This is a genomic window from Ottowia beijingensis (assembly GCF_013423955.1).
GTDB classification, from domain to species: domain Bacteria; phylum Pseudomonadota; class Gammaproteobacteria; order Burkholderiales; family Burkholderiaceae_C; genus Ottowia; species Ottowia beijingensis.
This window is the reverse complement of record NZ_JACCKX010000003.1, coordinates 1-22,810: the sequence shown is the minus strand read 5'-3', so window position 1 is coordinate 22,810 and position 22,810 is coordinate 1. Positions and strand designations below refer to the sequence as shown.

Genomic DNA, 22,810 nt, shown 5'->3' with positions numbered 1-22,810 from the left:
CATGCAACGACGTGACTTCATGACCGCAGGCGCGCTGGCCGCGCTGGGCGCAACCCTGCCCGGCGCCGCCTGGGCGCAGTCGGCCTACCCGACCAGGCCTGTGCGCCTGATCGTGCCCTTTCCGCCCGGCGGGCCGACAGACATCATGGGCCGCACGGCCGCCAAGGCCATGGGCGACCAGCTGGGCCAGCAGTTCGTGGTGGAAAACAAGGCCGGCGCGGGCGGCAACATCGGCACCGACGCGGTGGCCAAGTCCGCGCCGGATGGCTACACCGTCGGCCTGTCGGCCATCAGCAGCCTGGCGATTGCCCCGCACCTGTATGGCAGCGTGCCGTTCAATGTCGAAAAAGACTTTGTCCCGATCTCCTGGTGGGCACCACGCCTTGCGCGCTGGTCGTGAATCCGTCGGCGCCGTTCTCCGACTTCAAGGGCATGGTGGCCTATGCCAGGGCCAACCCCGGCAAGCTCAGCTACGCCACTTCCGGCATCGGCACCAGCAACCACCTGGCGGCCGAGCTGCTGCAGTCGGTGGCGGGTATCAAGCTGACCAACGTGCCGTACAAGGGCTCCAGCCAGATCGTGCCGGACCTGCTGTCGGGCACGGTGCTGATGAGCATGGAAAGCTCGCTGGCCACCACCTTGCAGCATGTCAGGGCAGGCAAGCTCAAGGCCATCGCGGTCACATCGCAACAGCGCACCAGGGCCCTGCCCCATGTGCCGACGATCGCCGAGTCCGGCTACCCCGGCTTTGAGGTGGAGACCTGGTTTGGCCTGATCGCGCCCGCCGGCACACCCGCAGCCATCGTCCAGAAGCTGCAGGCTGCCTGGGCCGCCGGCTCTGCCGCCCCCGAAGCGCAGACCGCGTTTGACAACATCTCCGGCAACCTGCGCGTCACCACGCCGCAGCAGTTTGCCGAGTTCATCCGCACCGAAAACCGCCGCTGGGGCGACCTGATCCGCAAGAACGGCATCAAGGCGGAATAAACCCCTTTTCACAGACGGACACACCATGCCATTCGCACAGATCTACATTATCGAAGGCCGCACCGAGGAGCAGAAAAAGGCTGTCATCGAGAAGGTGACCCAGGCCCTCGTCGATGCAGTGGGCGCGCCGCCCGCCAACGTGCGCGTCTGGATCCACGATGTTCCCAAGGAAAACTGGGGCATCGCGGGCGTCAGCGCCAAGGAACTGGGACGGTAAGCGCCTTGTGGCCAAAATAGCTTGCAGCGCTTATCCAGCAAGCGTTGCGGATGAGCGAGCACCAGCGCCGCTCACTGGTACGTGAACTGCGCGACGAAGTGGCGCGCTGCGCCGACCGCGATCAGCTACTCGTGCGGGCGCGTCAATGGCTGTACAAGAACAAGCTGGTGATCGTGCACGAGCGGGCAATTCGGACACTGATTGCGGCGGCACTTGCCCAGCTTGAAGTTGAAACAGGCACCGCCATCGCCGCCAGCGTTGATCCAGCAACACTTGATCGCTGGCGAGCTCAGTTTCAGAGCTGCGCCCAGATGGACAAACCCAGCAGAGTTGGCTATGGGCTGCACCGGCGAAACACTCAACCCGCCAAATCAGCGAGGTACTGGAGCGCATCGACCTGCTTTACACGCTGGACGTTCATAAGCACCTGGCAGACATCCCCGATCTCATCTTGCGCCGCTACGCGCGCCGACTTGTCTCCAGGCCGCCCTCAGCCGGAGCCAAGATCAAAGAGCCAGCGCGCACCGTGGAGGTCGCATGCTTTCTTCGGTATTGCCTGTTCACCACCACAGACCAGTTGATCCTTATGGTGCAGCGCCGGATCGCCGATCTGTGGCGTCAGGCTGCCGCCGATGTCCCCGCTACCGTCAATTGGGCCGCAATGTACAAAACGCTGCTCGGCGAACTTGTTGCCTTGAGCGCGCAAGGTGCGGTGCCAGATGCTGAGTTGCGTGCCCGTCTTGAAGCCTTGATCACCGAAACCCAGAAACGCAAACCACCGAGCAGGGCCTCCTGGTCCGCGAGGGATTGATTGATGGAATTCGCCCCGTGCGGTCGTTGCTCGTCGCCATTGCAAAGCTGCCCTGGCAGGCCACCGGCGAGCATCCTGCCATCGAGTACCTTGCCAAGCTGCAAGCTTTATATCTCAAAGGATCCAGAAAGCTGCCAGTTGAAGTGGTGGCACCAAGTCTGGGAATGATCTGGCAGGTTTCGATCTCCAGCCCAGACCGGGAACGGGCGTTTCAGGCGTTGGAGGTGGCCACCCTGTTTGCCCTGCGCCGCGCGGTGCGCAATGGCTCGGTCTGGATTGAGCACAGCCTGAGCTTTCGGGGTCGTGCGCGCTTGTTCTTCACGGACGAGCGTTGGCAGGCAGAGTCCAAGAAACACTATGCCCGTCTATCGTTACCCAGCAAGGCTGCCACTTTCTTGAAGCCTTTGCTGGCCAGAGTAACTGCCGGTGTCGATGCGGTGGCCGCTGCAGCCCGCAGTGGCGTACTGCGCGTGGATGATGAACTCCATTTGTCGCCATTGCCCGCAGAGGACGAAGACCCAGAAGTGACCAAGCTGCGCGCGGCTTTGGATCACCGCATCGGTGAGGTTCAATTGCCGGAAGTGATTCTGGCCGTTGACGCCCAGGTGCGCTTTAGCTGGATCATGCTCGGACGTGAGCCGCGCTCTACCGACGAGCTGCTGATGGTCTATGCCGGCATCATGGCCCACGGCACCAGTCTGACTGCGGTCGAATGCGCGCGCATGATTCCGCAATTGTCTGCCACCAGCATTCGCCAGGCCATGCGCTGGGCGCGGGACGAACGGCGTCTGAGCCAGGCCTGCCAGGCTGTGCTGGAATTCATGCAGCGACACCCGATTGCCGCCACCTGGGGGCGGTCCGATTTGGCATCTTCTGACATGATGAGCATGGAGACCACCAAACGGGTGTGGCAAGCCCGGCTTGATCCTCGGCGCAACACACCTTCCATTGGAATCTACTCCCATGTAAAAGACCGGTGGGGCATCTTCCATGCGCAGCCCTTTGTGCTCAATGAGCGCCAGGCGGGCGTGGCCATTGAAGGTGTCATCCGCCAAGAAAAGCTGGAGACCAGCCAGCTTGCTGTGGATACCCATGGCTACACCGACTTTGCCATGTCACATGCCCGTTTGCTTGGTTTTGATCTTTGCCCGCGGTTGAAGGAACTCAAACAGCGCCACCTCTTTGTGCCACGCGGCACCAAAGTGCCCGCAGAAATCGCTGCGGTGTGCGAAGCCAATGTCGACGTCGCTTTGATCGAAAAGCATTGGGATAGTCTGGTGCACCTGGCAGCCTCGGTCATGAGCGGACATGCCAGTGCGGTGGCAGCTCTTGCGCGGTTCGGTTCTGCCGCCCAGGGCGATCCAATCTATGAGGCTGGCGTGCAATTGGGGCGGTTGCTGCGTACGGCGTTTTTGGCTGACTACTTTGTCAAGGACGCTTTCAGGAACGAGTTGCGCCGGGTGCTCAATCGGGGCGAGGCTGTTAACGCCCTCAAGCGCGCCATTTATACCGGCCGGATCAGCCCGGCGCAGGCCAAACGTGTCGATGAAATGCAGGCTGTGGCCGATGCGTTGAGCTGATGGCCAACATCGTGATGGCGTGGAATACCTCACAGATGCAGGCGGTCCTGGATCGCTGGTCGAACCGCCGCCAGGTCATTCCACCGGAACTGATCGGGAAGATTGCGCCCACCAGGCTGGAGAGCATCAACTTGCGGGGTGTGTTTCGCTTCCCGGTTGACCGCTATGCTGACCAAATCCTGCCTTCGCGGCCAAATGCATCGATAACTGGCACCAATGGATGAAACCGACCACGGTTTGACGCCACGAATCGCAGATTTGAAAGTGAACAGGAAAGTCAATGAAATCAACGATCTACCAACACCACCTCCGCGCCAGTGCTAGCTTTTCGTACCGTCACTTATTGCACTGAAAACGAGGAGACCCCAACAGCACCGGCACCACATCGAGCGGCTTCGAGCAGTTCGGCGAGACGGTCAACCGGCTGGACCAGATCAGCAAAAGTGTGGCGGACACGACGGGGCTCACGCAATCTCAGGTGGCACGCATTGCCATGGGTGCATCCGGTCACGTGGGAATCAATACCCCCTTGCGGGACTAGGCGCAAACGCGTCTGGCGACAAGAGCTATTTATCGGGGCTATCTGCCGCTGAACAAAAGGTGCTGACCTCCATGAACAGCGAGCAACTGGCCGAGTTCAAGCAGTTTGGCGACCGGGTGTCTCGGGACAGAAGCTTCATCAGCATGGTCGCCAGCGATAGCCGTGAAGCCCAGGACCTGTCCGCCCGGCTGGCATCGACCACCGCGCGGACCGAGCGGGCTGACGCCAGCCTGAACGAGCGTAGCGCCTTCGCAGAGCGGGTCTCGACGGCCTATGAGCGAGGAGAGACTATCTCGATCGATATCGCCCAGGATCCCCACAACCTCGCGATGTTCACCCGCTACGCCGAGCAGTATGGTGGCAACAGCGCGTCGGCGCGCGTGCTGATGGAAGCGGAGCTGGCCAGGCAGTCGCTGCAGCCCAACCGGGTGTTCTCGGACGGCACTGCAGTGCCGTCCGCCTTTGGGGACCTGTCCGTCCAGCACCTGCAGAATTCCAGCAGCCCTGCCCTTGCGCCGGATCTTGGAGGCCAGCACCGCGCCAACCAAGGCAGCGTGCGCAGCTCTGGCGGTGGGCCCAGGGCTGCGTCGCCGGGCGAGTCCCCGTCGGCCATGCGCAGCGAGGTCCAGGCAGAAGGCCAGCGTATCCGTGCAAGCTCCTCCGCGGATCAGGCCACCTTCGAGCGCAAAGCGCAGATCACCAAAACGCCGGATGGGACCCTGGCTTCGGAGCGGTCCCTGATGCTGCAAACTGGCAAGCAGGTGAAGGAGGATGCCGCCCCCATCGTTGAGGACGCCAAGCAAGCTGTCAAAGATGCGCTGAAGAAATAGACCCGTTAGAGGCTCTTGTCTGCGTCGTGCATGCGATTGCCGTACTCAGAGTGCGGCGGCTTCATGAACGGCGGATGTCCTTCGTCCCGCCAGTAGTTCGCCGCCAGGTCTCGACCGGAGGTACCCATTCCGGGGATCGGATTGAGTTCCTCCTCCGTCGGAGCTCGGCGAAGCAAACGCTGCCGCTTCCCAACTTGCGATAGCGCTCCTCCGATTGCCCCCGAACAGCATCCCCAAGACCATCATGACAACGCGTACCCCCAGTCTTCGTGGCGCGCAGGCAGGTAGCCGAGACCTGCGCCCAGCACTAGGATGAAGAGGAAGATGGCTTTTCGCATAGAACCTCCTTGCGATACGAGACACCTTACTGATCGACAGCCAGAAATCAAGGCGATCGGCGCATCCGCCACCGAGCTTCAAGCTCCTGTAACGCGCTGAAGCTATATCAGATTGGCTACGAGCTGTTCCAGTGTGAGGCGTTCTCGCGGAAATTGCGCTCGCACCGCGCTAGGCTCGGCGATACCCAGTAGCAGTCCAACTTGCACTTCGTCCGCCCCTCTCGCATACAGCTTTGCCGCAACAGTATGGCGCGCTCGAAGCGCCGTCATATTCTTGAGCTCGGCATAGCAGAAGATCTTGCGATAGGCTTCCAGGATGCTGCGGCATTGAAACTGCCTCTGACCGTTCGCTTCGTACGGCGTGATTTCAAAACCCCGTCCACTGGAAGACAAGAACAGTCGAGTGGTTGGATCGAGCCCTCTATATGCCCTATCGTCACCAAGTCCGAGTTTTCGGAGAACGCGCTCGGCGAGATAGCTGCTCAGAACCTCATCTAGCCTAGAGCTGCGAAAGAACAATGGCCGCGACCGGCCATTGATCGCGACCTCTGGTCGAAACTCGGACGAGTGGCGCACGCCCCAGTGGGGTCAAGGTAGTCTCGGATCTCCAGACGCGCGATCTCCAACGGTCGAGCCCCAGTGGCCAAGAGGAGAAAGTACAGCCCCAGATCTTCATGAGGCTGATGACTACGGCCGCGGATGCGTTGAGCACCTTCAGCGATCTCCTCTTCACTGAGGACGTGAGTGTTATGACTTGGCATAGGCTTCCCCTCTGTCCGCCCACTTCGAGAATTGAATCGCCATCCGATGCAAGCGAACTTGCTGCACAAACCTCTCGTTCTGGACTCCTGAACGCCCCCACCACCCTTACATCCTCCGAGCAGATACGTGCCCATTCAGTCGTCGTATCAGTTCTCGGACTCGACTCGCACACTCGCCCTCAGCCTTTGAGCGCGGCCAGCCCTTCGTCCAACATCTTCTTCGCATCCCCGAACAGCATGCGGTTGTTCTCTTTGTAGAACAGCGGGTTGTCCACGCCGGCGTAGCCCGAGGCCATGGAACGCTTCATCACGATGCTGGTCTTGGCCTTCCACACTTCCAGCACCGGCATGCCGGCGATAGGGCTGTCCGGGTCTTCCAGGGCGCTGGGGTTCACGATGTCGTTCGCGCCGATGACCATGGCCACGTCGGTGTCGGGGAAGTCCTCGTTGATCTCGTCCATCTCCATCACGATGTCGTAGGGCACCTTGGCCTCGGCCAGCAGCACGTTCATGTGGCCGGGCATGCGGCCCGCCACCGGGTGGATGGCGAAGCGCACTTCCACGCCCTTGGCGCGCAGGGTCTGGGTGATTTCGTTCACCGTGTGCTGGGCCTGGGCCACGGCCATGCCGTAGCCGGGTACGATGATGACGCTCTTGGCCTCGCGCAGCAGCTCGGCCGTTTCGACGGCGCTGATGGGCACCGCCTCGCCCTGCGGCTCGGCGGCAGCGGCGCCACCATCGGCCTTCTTGGGCGCGCCCGAGCCGAAGCCGCCGGCGATCACGCTGATGAAGTTGCGGTTCATCGCGGTGCACATGATGTAGCTCAGGATCGCGCCCGACGAGCCCACCAGCGCGCCGGTGACGATCAGCAGGTCGTTGTTCAGCATGAAGCCGGTGGCCGCGGCCGCCCAGCCCGAGTAGCTGTTGAGCATGGACACCACCACCGGCATGTCGGCGCCGCCAATCGCCATCACCATGTGCACGCCGAAGAGCAGCGCGATCACGGTCATCACGACCAGCGCCGTCATGCCCGCGCCGGGGCCGTGCGCGTTCAGGAACACGCGGCCGAACCAGATCACGACCAGGAGCGCGACCAGGTTGAGCCAGTGGCGCGCCGGCAGCAGCAGCGGCTTGCCGCCGATCTTGCCGTTGAGCTTGCCGAAGGCGATCAGCGAACCGGAGAAGGTGACGGCGCCGATCAGGATGCCGATGTAGATCTCCACCTCGTGGATGATCTTTTCCGCGCCCTGGAACTGCACCGAGGTGTCGATGTAGCTGGCAAAACCCACCAGGCAGGCCGCCAGGCTGCCAGGCTGTGCATGAGCGCGACCAGCTCCGGCATCTGGGTCATCTTGACGACCTTGGCCGCGTACAGGCCGATGGCGCCGCCGATGACCAGCGCGATGACGATCCAGGTGATGCCCGAGGGGCTGACGCGCGGGCCGAACACCGTGGCCAGCACGGCCAGCGCCATGCCGATCATGCCGAACAGGTTGCCGCGGCGCGAGGTCTCCGGGTTGGACAGGCCACCCAGGCTGAGGATGAACAGGATGGCGGCGCCCAGGTAGGCGACCGTGGCGAGACTTGGGGACATGGTGTTGTGCTCTCCTCGTTCTTCTTGTTGTGGCGATGCCTACTTGCGGAACATGGCCAGCATGCGGCGCGTGACGGCAAAGCCGCCGAACATGTTGACGGCCGTGAGCACCAGGGCGGCGAACGCCAGCCACATGATGAGCCCATCGGGCCGTCCGTTGGTCCCCGCCTCGGGGGTGCGATCTGCACCAGCGCGCCGATGGCGATGATGCTGGAGATGGCGTTGGTCACGCTCATCAGCGGCGTGTGCAGCGCGGGCGTCACGTTCCACACCACCATGTAGCCGATGAAGCACGCCAGCACGAAGACCGTGAAGTGGCCCAGGAAGGCCGCGGGCGCATAGGCGCCAATGAGCCAGAACAGCACGGCCGCCACGGCGAAGATAATGGTCAGCGCCTTGGCGGACATGGGCGCGCCCGCGCCATGGCCGTGGCCGTTCTTCTTCTCGGCCACCGCCGCGGCCGCGGCCTTGGGCGCCGGTGCGGGCGCCTGCTTGAGGGGCGGTGCGGGCCAGGTGATGGCGCCGTCCTTGACCACGGTGAGGCCGCGGATCGCCTCGTCTTCCATGTTGACCACGGCCACGCCGTCCTTGGCCTTGCACAGCTCTTCGGTCAGGCGCAGCAGGTTGGTGGCGTACAGCGTGGACGACTGCTTGGCCAGGCGCGAGGCCAGGTCGGTGTAGCCGATGAGGGTCACGCCATGGCGCACCACGGCCTCGCCGGGCACGGTGAGCTCGCAGTTGCCGCCCTGCTCGGCGGCCATGTCCACGATCACGCTGCCGGGCTTCATGCTCTGCACCATCTCGGCGGTGATGAGCTTGGGCGCAGGCTTGCCGGGGATCAGCGCGGTGGTGATGATGATGTCGGCGTCCTTTGCCTGCTCCGCGTACATCTTGCGCTGCGCAGCCTGGAAGCCCTCGCTCATGACCTTGGCGTAGCCGCCGCCGCCCGAGCCGTCTTCCTCGTAGTCCACCTTGACGAACTCGCCGCCCAGCGACTTGACCTGGTCGGCCACCTCGGCGCGCGTGTCGTTGGCGCGAACGATGGCACCCAGGTTGGCCGCCGTGCCGATGGCAGCCAGGCCGGCCACGCCCGCGCCGGCGATGAAGACCTTGGCCGGAGGCACCTTGCCCGCGGCCGTGATCTGGCCGTTGAAGTAGCGGCCGAAGGCATTGGCCGCCTCGATGACGGCGCGGTAGCCGGAGACGCCGGCGGTGGAGGTCAGCGCATCCATCTTCTGCGCGCGCGAGCGTGCGCGGCAGGCAGTCGATGGCCAGCACCGTGGTCTTCTTGGCGGCCAGCTGCTGCATCAGCTCGGGGTTCTGCGCGGGCCAGATGAAGTCGATCAGCGTGCCGCCTTCGCGCATCAGGCCGACTTCGGCCTCGCTCGGCGGGCGCACCTTGAACACGATGTCCGACGCGGCCCACAGCGCGGCCGCGTCCGGCAGCACCTCGGCCCCGGCGGCGCGGTAGGCATCGTCGCTGAAGTTGGCGGCTTCACCCGCGCCGGATTCGATGGAGACCTTGAAGCCCAGCTTAATGAGCTTTTCGACCACGTCGGGCACGGTGGCGACGCGTTTTTCGAGCGGGAAGGTTTCGCGGGGAATGCCAATGCACTGGGCGTCACGGCGATGCATTGCTGCGCTGGGGGCTGACTGCATGAATACTCCTCTCGATATGTGGCATTCCTTCTGGTGCATAGCGGTGCACCTGCCCTCGAAGGAGCGTTGAAGAAACTACTTCGTCAAACCTCTTCTCTTCACCGCCTCTAGCAACCATCCCTCACTGGCGGGTATCCCGGAATGAACACCTGCAGCGGCATGAGATAGAGCGACGGTTTCGCAGGCGGCATTCCCAACGAGAATCCCCACCGGGGCTTCCCGCAGATTCAGGCCGCTTGACTGGCCGATTGCAGCATTCGCAGGTTCACGGCACAGAGAGTGACCGCGTCTGCAATACAAGCAATTGCCTCTTCAGAACGCTGCGTCAGAGAACTCCAGCGTGGCGCCCGAGCCAGAGACGATTGCATGCCGCAGCCCCGCCGATTTGGAAAGAACGTGGTCACCGTAGAAGCGGCAGGTCAAAATCTTGTAGGTCAAGAAGTCCGAGCCAGGATCCGATGCGAGGAGGCGGTCGGCAGCCAATGCGGCCCGTCCCATTTGCCATCCAGCCGCGACGATGCCCAGGAGTTCCAGGAACGGACCAGAACCCGCCAGGGCAGGCTTGGGACCGCCCTCCCAAGACTTCACAAGCGACTCCACTGCTGCCTCGAGGTCGCCGATACCCTTGTTCAACTGAGCACCAATGGCGCGGAGTTCGGCATGCGCATGGGATTCCAGGTCAGCCTGGACCTGCCGCATACGCACGATCACCGCACCAATCGCGCGTCCGCCATCGCGGCCGATCTTGCGTCCCACCAGATCCATCGCCTGGATGCCGGTCGTGCCCTCATAGATCGTCGTGATGCGGGCGTCGCGGAGATACTGCGCGGCTCCGGTTTCTTCGATGAAGCCCACGCCGCCGTGAACCTGGATCCCCATGGAGGCGATATCCAGACCGGTTTCCGTGAACCACCCCTTGGCGACCGGCATCATCAGTTCGACGAAGGCCTGGTGGGCATCCCGGACTTCCGGATCCTGATTCAGCGCAGCCTGGTCCATGCTTGCCGCCATCACCGCCGCCAGCGCGCGCATGGCCTCAATCCGGGATTTCATGCTCAACAGCATTCGGCGCACATCGGGGTGCCGGATGATCGCAACTTTGGCGCTGGTCTCACCGCCTTGCTCCACGCCTTGAACCCGCTCCCGCGCATATGCCCTGGCCTTCTGGTAAGCGCGTTCGGCCAGCCCAATGCCCTCCAGGCCCACGGCGAAGCGCGCCGAGTTCATCATGATGAACATGTACTCCAGCCCGCGGTTCTCCTCACCGACCAGATAGCCGACCGCTCCCGCACCGTCGCCGAAAGCCATGACGCACGTGGGCGTGGCATGCAGGCCGAGCTTGCGCTCGATCGACACTGCTCGCACGTCGTTGTGCTCGCCCAGCGAACCATCTTCATTGACCAGCACCTTCGGCACCGCGAACAGCGAGATCCCCTTGGTTCCGGCCGGGGCGCCTTCGACCCTCGCAAGCACCAGATGCACCACGTTCGGAACCAGATCGTGGTCCCCGTAGGTGATGAAGATCTTGGTGCCATGCAATCGGTACGAGCCATCGGCCGCGCGGGTGGCGCGGGTGCGCACGGCGGAAAGGTCAGAGCCTGCCTGCGGCTCGGTCAGCACCATCGTGCCGGTCCATTCACCGCTGACCATGCGCGGCAGGTACCGCTGCTGCAGTTCAGGCGAACCAGCGTGACGCAGCACGTTCACCGCGCCTCGCGACAGCAGGCTCAGCAGGCCAAACGCGACGCTGCCGCTGTTCCACATTTCTTCGACTGCAGCGGCCAGCACGCCGGGAAGATTCTGTCCGCCCTGCTCTTCAGGCGCGGACAGTGCAGGCCAACCGGCCTCGACGAAACGCGCATACGCCTGCGCCCAGCCCGCTGGCATACGGGGCGCGCCACCTTCAAGGCGAACGCCCTCAATGTCTCCCGAGTGGTTCAGAGGAGCGATGACCTCCGAGGCAAAGACTCCAGCCTCTTCCAGCACTGCGCGAGCAAGGTCGGGAGTGGCCTCGCCATAGCCGGGCAGCGCTGCGATTTCATGCAGGTCCGCGAGCTCATTCAGAACGAACTGCATGTCCTGCAAAGGTGGGGTGTACTGACTCATAGTGCCTCCTGTGGCGAAGCGCTTGCGTTCAACAACGCAAACAGATGGATAAATTTCTTATTCGGATCTCCAACCGTGTGCGATGCCTCGGTCGTGAAGTACCGCTGCCTGAGACATCGCAAGGGCTTGCTGCAAGAGCATGCCGCTCACTCGCCGGTGAAGTTCGGGGGCCGCTTTTGGGAGAACGCCTGCAGACCTTCCCGGTAGTCGGCACTCCAGCCCATTTCGCGAATGAAGCTGGCCTCCATGGACAGTTGCTGCTCCAGCGAATGGCTGGTGGCCGCATGCATCAACTGCCGGGTGCGTACCAACGCCTTGGTCGGCATCTGGGCGATTTGTGCTGCCAAGGCATCGATGGTGCCGGCGAACTTCGAGTCCTCGACCACCTGCCAGATGAGCCCCACTCAGCCGCCGTCGCGGCTGGGAGCTTCTCGGCGAGCATTGCCAGACCCAGAGCACGCACGGTGCCAACGGATCGCGTGAGAAACCAGGTACTGCCGGTATCCGGCGTCAGCCCGATCCTGGAGAAGGCTTGCAGAAAGTAAGCGGATTGGGCGGCCACCACCAGATCGCAAGCCAGCGCGATGGATGCGCCGCCTCCCGCAGCCAACCCTTGCACCGCCGCGACAGTAGGAACCTGCAGGCTCTGCAAGCGCATCACCAGCGGCTTGAAGTACCGCTCCACCAGATTGCCGATGTCCGGCAACTTGCCATCGACCTCCTGCATGGCGGGATCGGCAAGATCCTGCCCCGCGCAGAAGGCACGTCCCGCCCCGCCAAGCACCAGCACCCGCAACTGGCGGTCGGCTTCAATTCGGGACATGGCCTCATGGAGCTCCACCATGGTCTCGGCGTCCAGGCTGTTGAGCTTCTCCGGCCGGTTCAGCACGATGCGCGCCACGCCGCTGTCCACCGTGAAAAGAATGTTCTTGAATGTCATGCTTCAACTCCTTCAGGACGTGATCGGAATCAGTTCGGCTTGCGCACGACGATCCCGACGCCGATTGCGGTGACGACCATCCCGGCGACCGTCAGCCCCGTGACCGGCTCGCCAAAAGCACCCACGCCATCACCGCTGTCGTGGGAGGTACTAGGTAGAAAAGACTGGTGACGGAGGTTGCGGCGCCTCGCTGGATCAACAGATACAGCAAAGAGCTGCCTCCCAACGTCAGCCCCAGCACGGACCAGGCCATGGCCCCCGCCAGCTCCGAATTCAGGCCCCCAGCGGCGCCGACCCACCGCATCGGCTCCGTTTCCAGCAACGCCAGAGGTGTGGTCACCACAAACGCCGCCAGCAATTGGATGAAGCTGGCGGTCCGAACATCGCAGGGAGCCACGAAGCGCTTCTGGTACAGGGTTCCCATGGTGATGGCCAGCAGAGCCGTCAACGCGCAACCCAAACTGGCAGGGCCGACCTCCCCGAACCCCAGCTTTGCCCAAACCACCAGCAGCAATCCCAGCAGTCCGAGAACAAGCCCCACCCATTGGGCTCTTGTCACGCTGCCGCCTCGGCAGGAAAGCCAGATCGCCGTCAGAACGGGCTGCAACCCGACGAGCAATGCAGTCAGGCCCGCGCCCATCCCCATCTTCACTGCGGCCCACACGCCGCCCAAGTAGATGGCGTGCATCAGCATCCCGGTGACGCTCAGGTGCAGCCAGCTCCGGGCGTCCCGCGGCCACGTCGCCCGGGCGGCAACGGCCCAAATGCCAAAGCAGCCGACGGACAAGGCATAGCGAACCGCCAGGAACTTCATGGGCGGCGAATGCGGCATGCCGTACCTGGCCACGACAAAGCCCGTGGCCCAGATGACCACGAACACAAGGGGCATCGAGCGCACCAGCATCGGACTTGCCGCCGAATGCGCTGGCTCCCGGAGATCAGATGCGCTGGAAATAGGGACTCCCTGAATCAAAGACTGCGTGGGGAAACCACTCAGTGTCCGGTGAACAGAGGCTTGCGCTTGCCCAGGAAGGCAGTGACTCCTTCGACGGCATCACCGGTCTGGGTCGCCGCCGAGAAACACTCCGCCTCCTGCTGCAGCCCGTCCTCCATGCGCATGGACTGCGAATGCCGGATCGCCTCGAGCGCATGGCCCAGGGACGCCGGAAACGGCTCGCCGAGGCTCTTCAGATAGGCGACTCCCGCATCGATCGGATCCTCGACCTCGACGATGCGATGGATCAGGCCGATGCGCTCTGCTTCCTGGGCATCGATCGCACGGCCGCTGGCAATCAACTCCACAGCTCGCCCAACGCCCACCAGGCGCGGCAGCCGCTGCGTTCCCCGTAGCCGGGAATCAGGCCCAGCTTGATCTCGGGGAGGCCGAGCCGCGACGTGGGCGTCGCGATCCGAAAGGTGCACGCCATCGCCAGCTCGAGCCCGCCCCCGAACGCCACGCCAGTGATGACTGCGACGGAAGGAATGCGCAGGCTGTCCAGCTTGGCGAACGCCAACTGACCACGCCGTGCGGTTTCGCGCTGCTCGCCGGCATTCTTGCCCTGCAGTTCGCTCACATCGGCGCCCGCGCAGAAGGACTTGCCGCCGCCTGCACCAACGATGAGCAGTGCCCGGGCGTCCGATACCGCGACCTCGTCAAGACGGTTGGAGATCTCTCCGACCATCTCGGCGTTCAGCGCATTCAAGGCCTTCGGGCGGTTCAGCGTCAGGATCGCGACACCATCACGGTAGGTCAGCTCCGCGCTCATGCCTGGCTGCCTTCGTCGGATTGGGGACGGAAACGCGGCTTGCGCTTCTCCAGGAACGCCTTGACACCCTCGTGAGACTCTTCGGTACCGTAGTACAGCGCCAGCGCCTGCATGCCCAGGCCGCCAATACCACGGATCGAATCCGAATCGGCGTTGAAGGAGCGCTTGGCGATGGCAATCGCTGTCGGGCTCTTTTCCATGATTTCCTGGCACCAGCGATCGACTTCGGCATCCAGTTCCGCCATGGGAACGACAGCGTTGACTAGCCCCATGGCGAGCGCTTCCTGCGCCTTGTAGCGGCGGCACAGATACCAGATCTCACGGGCTTTCTTCTCGCCAACCACGCGGGCGAGATAGGCCGTGCCAAAGCCGGGATCCACCGAGCCGACCTTCGGGCCGACCTGGCCGAACTGAGCCGTGTCCGCAGCAATCGCGAGATCGCAGCAGGTCACCAGCACGTTGCCGCCACCGATGGCAAAGCCATTGACGCGGGCAATCACGGGCTTCGGCACCTCGCGGATCATTCCTTGCAGTTCCTCGACCGGCAGACCGATCAGGCCCCGGCCGTCGTAGCCACCATCATGGGCCGACTGGTCGCCCCCTGTGCAGAACGCCTTCTCGCCCACGCCGGTGAGCACGATGACGCCAATGCTCTTGTCCCAGCCGGCACGGTGCAGCGCGTCGATCAGTTCGTCGCAGGTCTTGCCGCGAAATGCGTTGTACTTTTCGGGACGGTTGATGGAGATGCGGGCAACGCCGCCCTTCACTTCGTAGAGGATGTCCGTGTAGTTGCTCATGGTCGTCTCCTGGTGGGGTTAGCCGTGCATGGTCAGGCCGCCGGACACCGAGATGACCTGGCCGGTGATGAAGTTGGCGTCGTCGCTGGAGAGGAACGCCACGGCGCCGGGAATGTCCTCGGGCTGGCCAAGGCGCTTCAGGGGAATGGCCCGCTTGAGACCGTCGTAGATCTTCTGGCCGAACTCGCCGCCGCCCGTGAAGGACTGCAGCAGCGCGGTATCGGTGGGCCCCGGGCACACCACGTTGACGCGCACATTGCTGCGTGCCGTCTCACGGGCCAGCGTCTTGCTGAAGGCGATGATGCCGCCCTTGCATGCGGAGTAGACGGATTCGCCGGACGAACCGACGCGCCCCGCATCGGAGGCGATGTTGACGATCTTGCCGCCGCCGGCCGCCACCATGAAAGGCACCACGGCATGCTGCAGGCTCAGGGGCCCTTGAGGTTGATCGCGATCAGTTTGTCCCACAGATCGGGCGTGGTCTCGACAAACTGCTTGGCCACGTCCCAGCCGGCGTTGTTGACGAGGATGTCGATCTGCTTGAGATCGGCGTGGATCTTCTGCACAGCCTTGGCAACCGCGTCGTGATCCGTGATATCCAGCTGAGCCGTGGTCAGCTGACCCGCGTACTGTTGGAACTGGCCCTTGATTTCATCGAGGCCAGCCTGGTTCAGATCCAGTGCGGCGACGCGCACCCTCCTCCAGGAAACGCTGCACCAGGCTGCGCCCGATGCCGCCGGCTGCGCCAGTGATGATGGCCACTTTGTCTTTGAGTCCACGCATGGGAATGCTCTCCTGTAAATAAATTGAGTCAGTGATTGCGGTTGGCGATGACCTGAGCGACGTGGTCGCGCAGCTTGAATTTCTGCAGCTTGCCGGTGGCAGTGCGCACGATGGGCTCGAAGAGCACGTGCTTCGGCGTCTTGAAACCCGGTAGCCTGGCGCGGCAGAACTGGATGACCTCTTCCTGCGTCAAGGTGCCGACGTGCTGCGGATGCAGCTCCAGCACTGCACAGGGGACCTCACCCCATTTCTCGTCCGGCACGGCGACCACCGCGGCCTGGAACACCGCCGGGTGCGTGAACAGGACCTCCTCGACCTCGATGGAAGAGACGTTCTCGCCGCCGGAAATGATGATGTCCTTGGAGCGGTCCTTGATCTCGATGTAGCCGTCCTCATACACCACGGCCAGATCGCCACTGTGCATCCAGCCACCCTCGAAGGCCTCTCGCGTAGCCTCGGGGTTCTTGAGGTAGCCCTTCATGCCCAGATTCCCTCGGAAAAGCACCTCGCCGATCGTCTTGCCGTCGCGGGACACGGGCTGCAGGGTATGGGGATTGGCCACCATCATGTCTCCCGCGACCGCCGTGCGAACGCCCTGACGGCCCATGTGGCGCAGACGCTCTTCAGCCGGCATGGCGGCCCACGAATCCTGAGGCACGCAGGTGGTGTTGACACCGTGCTGCTCAGTCATGCCATACACGTGCAGCACCTCGAAGCCCAGGGCCTCGGTTTGAGCGATCACCGACACTGGCGGCGAGGCTCCGGCGCAGGCGACCCAGATGGGGGAGCTTGGCTTGCTCCAGTTCTGCGGCTTGCCTGCGATCAGCGAACTGAGCACCGCCGGGGCGCCGCAGAAATGCGTCACGCTATGCTGGCCGATGGCGTCGTAGATGTCCTCCGCGACCACCTTGCGCAGGCACACACTCGTCCCGGCCACGGCGGCCAGGGCCCACGCATAGCAGCAGCCGTTGCAATGGAACAGCGGCAAGGTCCACAGGTAGACCGGGACTCCTACGTTCAACCGCGCATAGAGGAGGTGCCGAGCGCATTGAGATAGGCCGCACGGTGGTGGTAGACCACGCCCTTGGGGTTGCCCGTGGTTCCCGAGGTGTAGTTCAACGCGATGGCGTCCCACTCGTCCTCGGGGTAGCGCAGCTGCGCATCAGCAGGCGCATCGGCCAGGAAACGCTCGTAGTCGATCACACCCACCGGGTCGGCGTCTGGGACGTCGCTTGCACGGATGTCCACCACATCCATTTGCAAGCCGGAGAGCTTCACCGCCGCACGCGCCACCTCGGCAAATTGCTGGTCCACCATCAGCAACCGGGTCTCGGAATGCTGCAGGATGAAGGCGATCGCCGCCGCGTCCAGGCGGATGTTGATGGAGTTGACGACAGCGCCCGCCATGGGCACCCCAAACTGCGCCTCCAGCATCTCGGGGATATTGGCCGCGAGGATGGCGACCGTATCTCCACGCTGGATGCCCGCGCCGATCAACGCGCGTGCCAGGCTGCGGCAACGCTGGGCGTAGGCGGCCCATGTATAGCGCCGCTCGCCATGAATGACAGCGATGCGGTCTGGATGGATGTCCGCCGCTCGGTCGAGCAACGCCAGCGGGGTCAGTGGCTGGTAGTTGGCCGGGTTCTTGTCAAGACCTTGTTTGAATTTGTTCGTCATGCTTGTCTCTGAGTTAGGGCTGTCAAAGTCAGAACGAAACGGCCAGACGCGTTGCCTGGTCGATGGCGCGCAATGCGTCCAATTCGGCAGCAACATCGGCTCCGCCGATCACGTAGGGCTTGACGCCTCGCTCGGCCAAACCATCAAACAGCGTCCGGTTCGAGAGCTGTCCCGCGCAGAGGATGACAGTGTCCGCGTCCAATACGCGAGCCTCGCCATTCACGCTGTAGTGCAGGCCCTGGTCGTCAACGGCCTGGTAACTTGCTCCGGCCGTCATCGCCACGCCTGCCTTGCGCAGCTTGGCCTTGAGAATCCACCCGGTGGACTTGCCCAAGTTCTTGCCCAGTGACTCGGGCTTGCGTTGGAACATGTGGATGACGCGCTCGGTGCCGTGCTGCGCAGGCGCCTTGAGCCCGCCCGCGCTGCGAATGGCCGTATCCACACCCCAGGCATCCATGAATACCTTTGGCTTGAGCGACTCCTCGGCACTGCCGACCAGGTACTCGGCCACGTCGAAGCCGATTCCGCCCGCGCCGATGATAGCGACCTTGTTGCCCACCGGCACGCCGTTGGCCAGCACATCCAGGTAGCTGACCACCTTCGGGTGATCAAGGCCTTTGATCTCGGGCTCGCGCGGGATCACGCCCGTCGCAATCACCACCTCGTCGAGCTCACCCGAACGCACACGCGCGGCGAGATCCTCCGCATCGGCTCGGGTTTTCAGATGCACCGCGACCTTCAGGCGCTCCAGCGAGACCCGGAAGTAGCGCAGCATTTCGTTGAACTCGTTCTTGCCCGGCACTTTGCGAGCCATATTCAGTTGGCCACCGAGCTGATCGCCTGCCTCGAACAAGGTGACCCGATGACCACGCTGCGCGGCATTGATCGCAAAGGCCATGCCGGCAGGCCGCCACCGACAACGGCGAAATGCTTGGGCGCGGTGGTCTTGCTATCGTCGGCTCGATCTCGCGCCCTGCCCTCGGGTTCACCAGGCAAGTCGCCACGCGGTCGGTAAAAATGCGGTCAAGGCAGGCTTGGTTGCAGGCGATGCAGGTATTGATCTCGTCGGCGCGGTTCTCGCGCGTCTTGCGGGCGCTCGGGATCGGCGAGCAGCGGACGGGCCATCGAAACCAGATCGGCAGCGCCGGAAGCGATGATCTCTTCAGCCACATCAGGAGCATTGATGCGGTTGGACGCCATCACCGGAATGCCGACCGCACGCTTCACGTTGCGGATCGCGTCGATCCATGCCGCACGCGGGACCGGCGCTGCCATGGTCGGCACGGACGATTCGTGCCAGCCGATGCCGGTGTTGATCATGTCGGCACCCGCCGCTTCGACCCGGCGGGCGAGTTCGGCCACTTCTTCGCCGGTCATACCCCGTCCATCAGGTCGATGGACGAGATGCGGTAGATGACCATGAATTCGGGCGAGACCCGCGCCCGCACGGCCTTCACGATTTCAAGGGGAAGCGGATCCGGCGATCAAAGTCGCCGCCGAACTCGTCGTCGCGCTGATTGGTCAATGCTGCGGTGAACTCGTTGATCAGGTAGCCCTCGGAGCCCATGATTTCGACACCCACGTAGCCAGCCTGCTCTGCCAGTGCCGATGTGTTCGCAAAGCTCTCGACCGTTGCCCAGACCTCTTCGGTCGTCAGCGCACGTGGAGGAAAGACGTTGATCCGCGCCTTGCCGGCCGACGGCGCCACACAGGTGGACACCTTGGCATAACGGCCTGCGTGAAGAATCTGCAGGACGATGCGTCCACCGGCCTCATTCACCGCCGAGGTGATCGCGCGATGCTCGCCCAAATCCCCGGGCTTTTGCAGCACCAGACCACCTTCATCCATCACCCCTTCGGGCACGGGGAGTAGCCGCCGGTAAGGATGAGGCCGATCTCACCTGCGGCACGGGCCGCGTAGAAGGCCGCCAGTCTTTCATGGGGACGATCCATTGTTTCCAGGCGCGTATGCATTGCGCCCATCACCATGCGGTTCGGCAGATCTACCCCAGCGACGCGCAGGGGCTCAGGAGGTGTGGATAGGTTGACATGTTTGTCTCTCGTGCTGGGTTTGGGGTGAGTGCAATGATCCTCGCCCCATCAATTTACGTCAAGATCATGACGTATTTTATTTGAGAAATACAGGGTTAACACCTACTTCATATAACATCTCAATCCAAATAACCATCAACATCACTACACAAATGAAAGCGATCGGCGCTACGACGATGACAGCTCCTACAGGCGTGCGGGGATGCCGAACCAGGTGTGGAACTCGCATTCGACGCGCGGCGCCCCTCCCCCGGCAAGGCGAGGTTGGGCTAGCAGCACCTGGCCAGGCCGCGAGGCCCCACATCCATGCCACTCACGTGGCAGTACTCGTCTTGAGGGTCTTGAGGGTCAGTTCCGAAGCCGATCGGCCATGGTTGATGCACGCAAGCGCAATCGCTCCCACAACGCCTGCGGCACCGATGACCAGGAAGTTCTGCTCAAGAGGAAGTTGCAGGGACACGATCAACCCGATCAGCAAAGGCGCAGCGATCGCCCCCATGCGCCCGATGCCCGACGCCATGCCGATGCCGGTGGACCGAATGTCTGACGGGTAGTACTGGCCGCTGTAGGCGTAGACCACAATTTGCGCCCCCGTCGAGCAAGCCCCAACCGCTGCGATGATGAAATAGAGCACCTCCGTCGAGGTTTTCAGCGTCATCATGTACAGGAAGACGCCGCCCAACGCGTACATGCAGACCACGACCCATTTGATGTGGAACCGGTCCGCAAGCCACCCGCCGCCGATCGATCCGATCACCGCACCCACATTGAGTGCGATGACAAAGCTCAATGCGGGCCAAGGCTGTAGCCCGACATGGCCATCAGCTTCGTCAGCCAGGTGCTGAGCGCGTAGATCATGAACAAGCCAGTGAAGAAAGCCACCCAGAACATCACCGTGCTCAGTCCGCGCCCATCTTGGAACAGTTGCGCTACGGTGGCACCGGCCCCAGCATTGGTGGCCCGAGGCGGATGGAAGGTGTCGTTGGCGCCGATCTTCAACCCGGATCGATGGATTGGGCGATCTGACGCAGTTGCGCACTGTCTCGCCGGGATACCAGGAACGACAGCGATTCAGGCATCGACTTCAGGATGAAGGGGATCAGCAGCACCGGGACACCGGCGGCAAAGAACACGATCTGCCAGCCAAACTGCGCAATGAACTGCTTTCCCAGCACGGCAGCCAGAATGCCGCCGATGGCGTAGCCGGAAAACATCACGGTCGTCAGGAAACTCCGGATCCGCTTGGGCGCGTACTCGGTCATCTGAGCTGTGATGTTCGGCATCACGCCGCCAATGCCCAGCCCCGCGATGAAGCGCGCGATGCTGAAGGTGACAGGATCTTTGGTCAGCCCCGCTGCCGCGGTGAATACGCTGAAGAGAAACACACAAAGAGAGATCGTCCAACGGCGGCCGATCTTGTCCGACAGCGCGCCCAGAAAGATAGCGCCGAACATCATCCCGAACAGAGCCGAGCTGGCCATGAAGCCAGCGGTCGCGGCTTCCACGCCCATCTCCTTCATGATGGCCGGAAGCGCCGCTCCAGCGACCGCCAAATCATAGCCATCAATGATGATGACCACGAAGCACCAGGCCAGCACCTTGGCATGGAAACGATTGAACTTGGCCTCATCGGCAAGTTCGTGCACGTTGATCTCTCGCATGGGTCTTGTCTCCTTGTTTCGGTAGGGATACATCGGAACCACGACCAAGACGTGCTACATCGGCGCGCTCATGCGAAGCACAAGCGACCAGAACAGACCTGCGCGCAGCCCATCGCTCTAGCGACGGCGCGATCTTTGCAGAGCCAGCAATTTATATCAAGTTATTGATACATAATTTCTCTAAAGACTAGGGTTTACACCTATATTTATACGGAAAATCAAACCGATCTATGCAAATATGATTACATAATTCCAAGAATCGACGCATCAGAATCATCAGCAGAATTGGGCAACTTGAGTCCGTAGTTTTGACACGTCCCCATCACCCCTCCCCTCCGAGCAGCATGAAAGCCGTACTCATTCGTCAGTTCAGCGAGGACCCTCGCACACATCACGTCGAAGAAGTGGCCGAACCGGTTGTCGGCTCCGATGACATCCTGATCGCTGTCAAAGCAGCGTCTCTCAACTTTCCCGATCTCCTGGTCATGAGCGGGAAGTACCAAATCCTTCCCGAGCGCCCGTTCACTCCTGGAAAGGACGCAGCTGGCATCGTGGAGGCCGTCGGCCCGAACGTCCGCACCTTCAAGCAAGGGGACCACGTTGTGGCCCAAGTGGAGAACGGCTGCTTCGCAAGTCGCCTGTCCGTTCCTCAGTCGAGCGCACAAAAGATACCAACAGAAATGCCCTTCGCTGATGCGGCCGCGATGGGCCTCGTGTACCAGACGGCGTACTTTGCGCTCACGGACCGCGGCAATTTCCGCAACGGAGAGACCGTGCTGATCAGTGGAGCTGCCGGGGGTGTAGGGCTTGCCGCCGTTCAGATCGCCAAGGCCCTAGGCGCGAAAGTCCTCGCGGGCGTGACCTCGGAAGCCCAGGCGAAAGCAGTGCATCAATCCGGAGCCGATGAGGTGATTGACCTCTCGGCCGCCAACCTTCCCGAGTCCACTCGCGAGCAAGTGCATCGCGCTACGAATGGAAAAGGAGCCGACGTCTTCCTCGATCCCGTGGGCGGCGATGTGTTCGATGCGTGCATTCGCTCGCTCGCGCGGCGCGGCCGGGCGGTGATCATCGGGTTCGCCGCTGGCAAGATTCCGGTGATCAAAGGCTCCTACCTGCTGCTCAAGAACATCTCTGTCTCCGGTATGCAGTGGACGGACTACCCGACCTACTCGCCCGAGCTCGTCGCAGAGGCTCAAGCAAAACTGAACGAGCTCTACCTGCAGGGACTCTTGCGCCCACACATCACGCAAGTGTTCGCTCTTGAATCTTTCGCTGACGCAGCCGCCCGGCTGACATCAAGAGGGTGATCGGGAAGCTTGTCCTAACCATCCACTAGCACTGTTCACTACTCACTTCGGAGACTTGGATGAAAGGCTACGTGCTGGCATTCATTGACGTGGAAGATCCGTCAAGCTATGCCCCCTATGCAGCAGGCGCACCTGCAACGATCGCAGCCCATGGCGGCAAGTACCTCATCCGCAACAGGCCCAAGGAACTGCGCGAAGGAGCGCTTCCAGCAGACCGCCTCGTCGTCCTGGAGTTCCCGTCCGTGGCCCAAGCCCGCGCCTGGTACGAATCACCCGAGTACCAGGCGCTGGTACCAATTCGCCAAGGAGCTCGAAAGGATCTCTCATGATCGTGGAAGGATTTGGCGAAGTTTCGTGAGGCGTGCAGACGGACACCCTTGCTCCCCGATCAAGCAAACGCTTGAAC

At 62.6% G+C, this 22,810-nt stretch carries 8 protein-coding genes and 10 pseudogenes; 7 read left to right on the top strand and 11 right to left on the bottom strand.

The features are described 5' to 3' along the window. The first annotated feature begins 1 nt into the window (after position 1). The 5 genes and pseudogenes from H0I39_RS22885 to H0I39_RS20300 all read left to right on the top strand — a co-directional run bounded on the left by H0I39_RS22885 (position 2) and on the right by H0I39_RS20300 (position 4,963). Positions 2 to 400 carry a Bug family tripartite tricarboxylate transporter substrate binding protein gene (locus H0I39_RS22885; protein ID WP_257646276.1) on the top strand — a complete coding sequence of 133 codons (399 nt, stop codon included), beginning with the start codon at positions 2 to 4 and terminating at the stop codon, positions 398 to 400. Then, on the top strand, positions 370 to 984 hold the full coding sequence (locus tag H0I39_RS22880) for a tripartite tricarboxylate transporter substrate-binding protein (protein WP_308645946.1): 615 nt from the start codon (positions 370 to 372) through the stop codon (positions 982 to 984). Before H0I39_RS22885 ends, H0I39_RS22880 begins: the two co-directional genes overlap by 31 nt. A gap of 25 nt (positions 985 to 1,009) precedes the next feature. Continuing rightward, positions 1,010 to 1,201, top strand: coding sequence for a 2-hydroxymuconate tautomerase (gene thmT / locus H0I39_RS20310; protein ID WP_047350381.1), 192 nt, complete (start codon positions 1,010 to 1,012; stop codon positions 1,199 to 1,201). Positions 1,202 to 1,251: 50 nt separating this feature from the next. Beyond that, positions 1,252 to 3,816, top strand: a pseudogene (locus H0I39_RS20305) (Tn3-like element IS1071 family transposase); the annotation flags it as partial. 388 nt (positions 3,817 to 4,204) lie between these two features. Then, positions 4,205 to 4,963, top strand: a complete 759-nt coding sequence (locus H0I39_RS20300; RefSeq protein ID WP_257645894.1) for a hypothetical protein — start codon at positions 4,205 to 4,207, stop codon at positions 4,961 to 4,963. 1,278 nt (positions 4,964 to 6,241) lie between these two features. Here H0I39_RS20300 and pntB read toward each other — a convergent pair. From pntB to H0I39_RS20245, 11 genes and pseudogenes are all read right to left on the bottom strand, one after another. Further along, a pseudogene (gene pntB, locus H0I39_RS20295) lies at positions 6,242 to 7,656 on the bottom strand (Re/Si-specific NAD(P)(+) transhydrogenase subunit beta). A gap of 39 nt (positions 7,657 to 7,695) precedes the next feature. Continuing rightward, positions 7,696 to 9,291, bottom strand: a pseudogene (locus tag H0I39_RS20290) (Re/Si-specific NAD(P)(+) transhydrogenase subunit alpha). A gap of 336 nt (positions 9,292 to 9,627) precedes the next feature. Then, positions 9,628 to 11,421 (bottom strand): acyl-CoA dehydrogenase, encoded by a 1,794-nt coding sequence (locus H0I39_RS20285; RefSeq protein ID WP_180551540.1) that lies wholly within the window; start codon positions 11,419 to 11,421, stop codon positions 9,628 to 9,630. Positions 11,422 to 11,567: 146 nt separating this feature from the next. Continuing rightward, positions 11,568 to 12,361: pseudogene (locus H0I39_RS20280) on the bottom strand (enoyl-CoA hydratase-related protein). 29 nt (positions 12,362 to 12,390) lie between these two features. Beyond that, positions 12,391 to 13,265 (bottom strand): annotated as a pseudogene (locus H0I39_RS20275) (DMT family transporter). An 89-nt stretch (positions 13,266 to 13,354) separates the two neighbouring features. Further along, positions 13,355 to 14,043 (bottom strand): annotated as a pseudogene (locus tag H0I39_RS20270) (enoyl-CoA hydratase/isomerase family protein). A gap of 80 nt (positions 14,044 to 14,123) precedes the next feature. Beyond that, positions 14,124 to 14,924, bottom strand: coding sequence for a 2-ketocyclohexanecarboxyl-CoA hydrolase (gene badI / locus H0I39_RS20265; protein WP_180551542.1), 801 nt, complete (start codon positions 14,922 to 14,924; stop codon positions 14,124 to 14,126). 18 nt (positions 14,925 to 14,942) lie between these two features. Next, positions 14,943 to 15,707, bottom strand: a pseudogene (locus tag H0I39_RS20260) (glucose 1-dehydrogenase). Between the two features lie 28 nt (positions 15,708 to 15,735). Next, positions 15,736 to 17,384, bottom strand: a pseudogene (locus H0I39_RS20255) (AMP-binding protein). Between the two features lie 28 nt (positions 17,385 to 17,412). Next, positions 17,413 to 19,435, bottom strand: a pseudogene (locus tag H0I39_RS24425) (oxidoreductase). Positions 19,436 to 19,749: 314 nt separating this feature from the next. Then, positions 19,750 to 21,097: pseudogene (locus H0I39_RS20245) on the bottom strand (MFS transporter). Between the two features lie 344 nt (positions 21,098 to 21,441). On the opposite strand from H0I39_RS20245, the gene H0I39_RS20240 reads away from it, so the two are divergent. Continuing rightward, complete coding sequence (locus H0I39_RS20240) at positions 21,442 to 22,404, top strand: NADPH:quinone oxidoreductase family protein (protein WP_180551913.1); 963 nt, start codon at positions 21,442 to 21,444, stop codon at positions 22,402 to 22,404. Positions 22,405 to 22,463: 59 nt separating this feature from the next. After that, positions 22,464 to 22,733, top strand: coding sequence for a DUF1330 domain-containing protein (locus tag H0I39_RS20235; protein ID WP_180551912.1), 270 nt, complete (start codon positions 22,464 to 22,466; stop codon positions 22,731 to 22,733). The last annotated feature ends 77 nt before the right edge of the window (positions 22,734 to 22,810 follow it).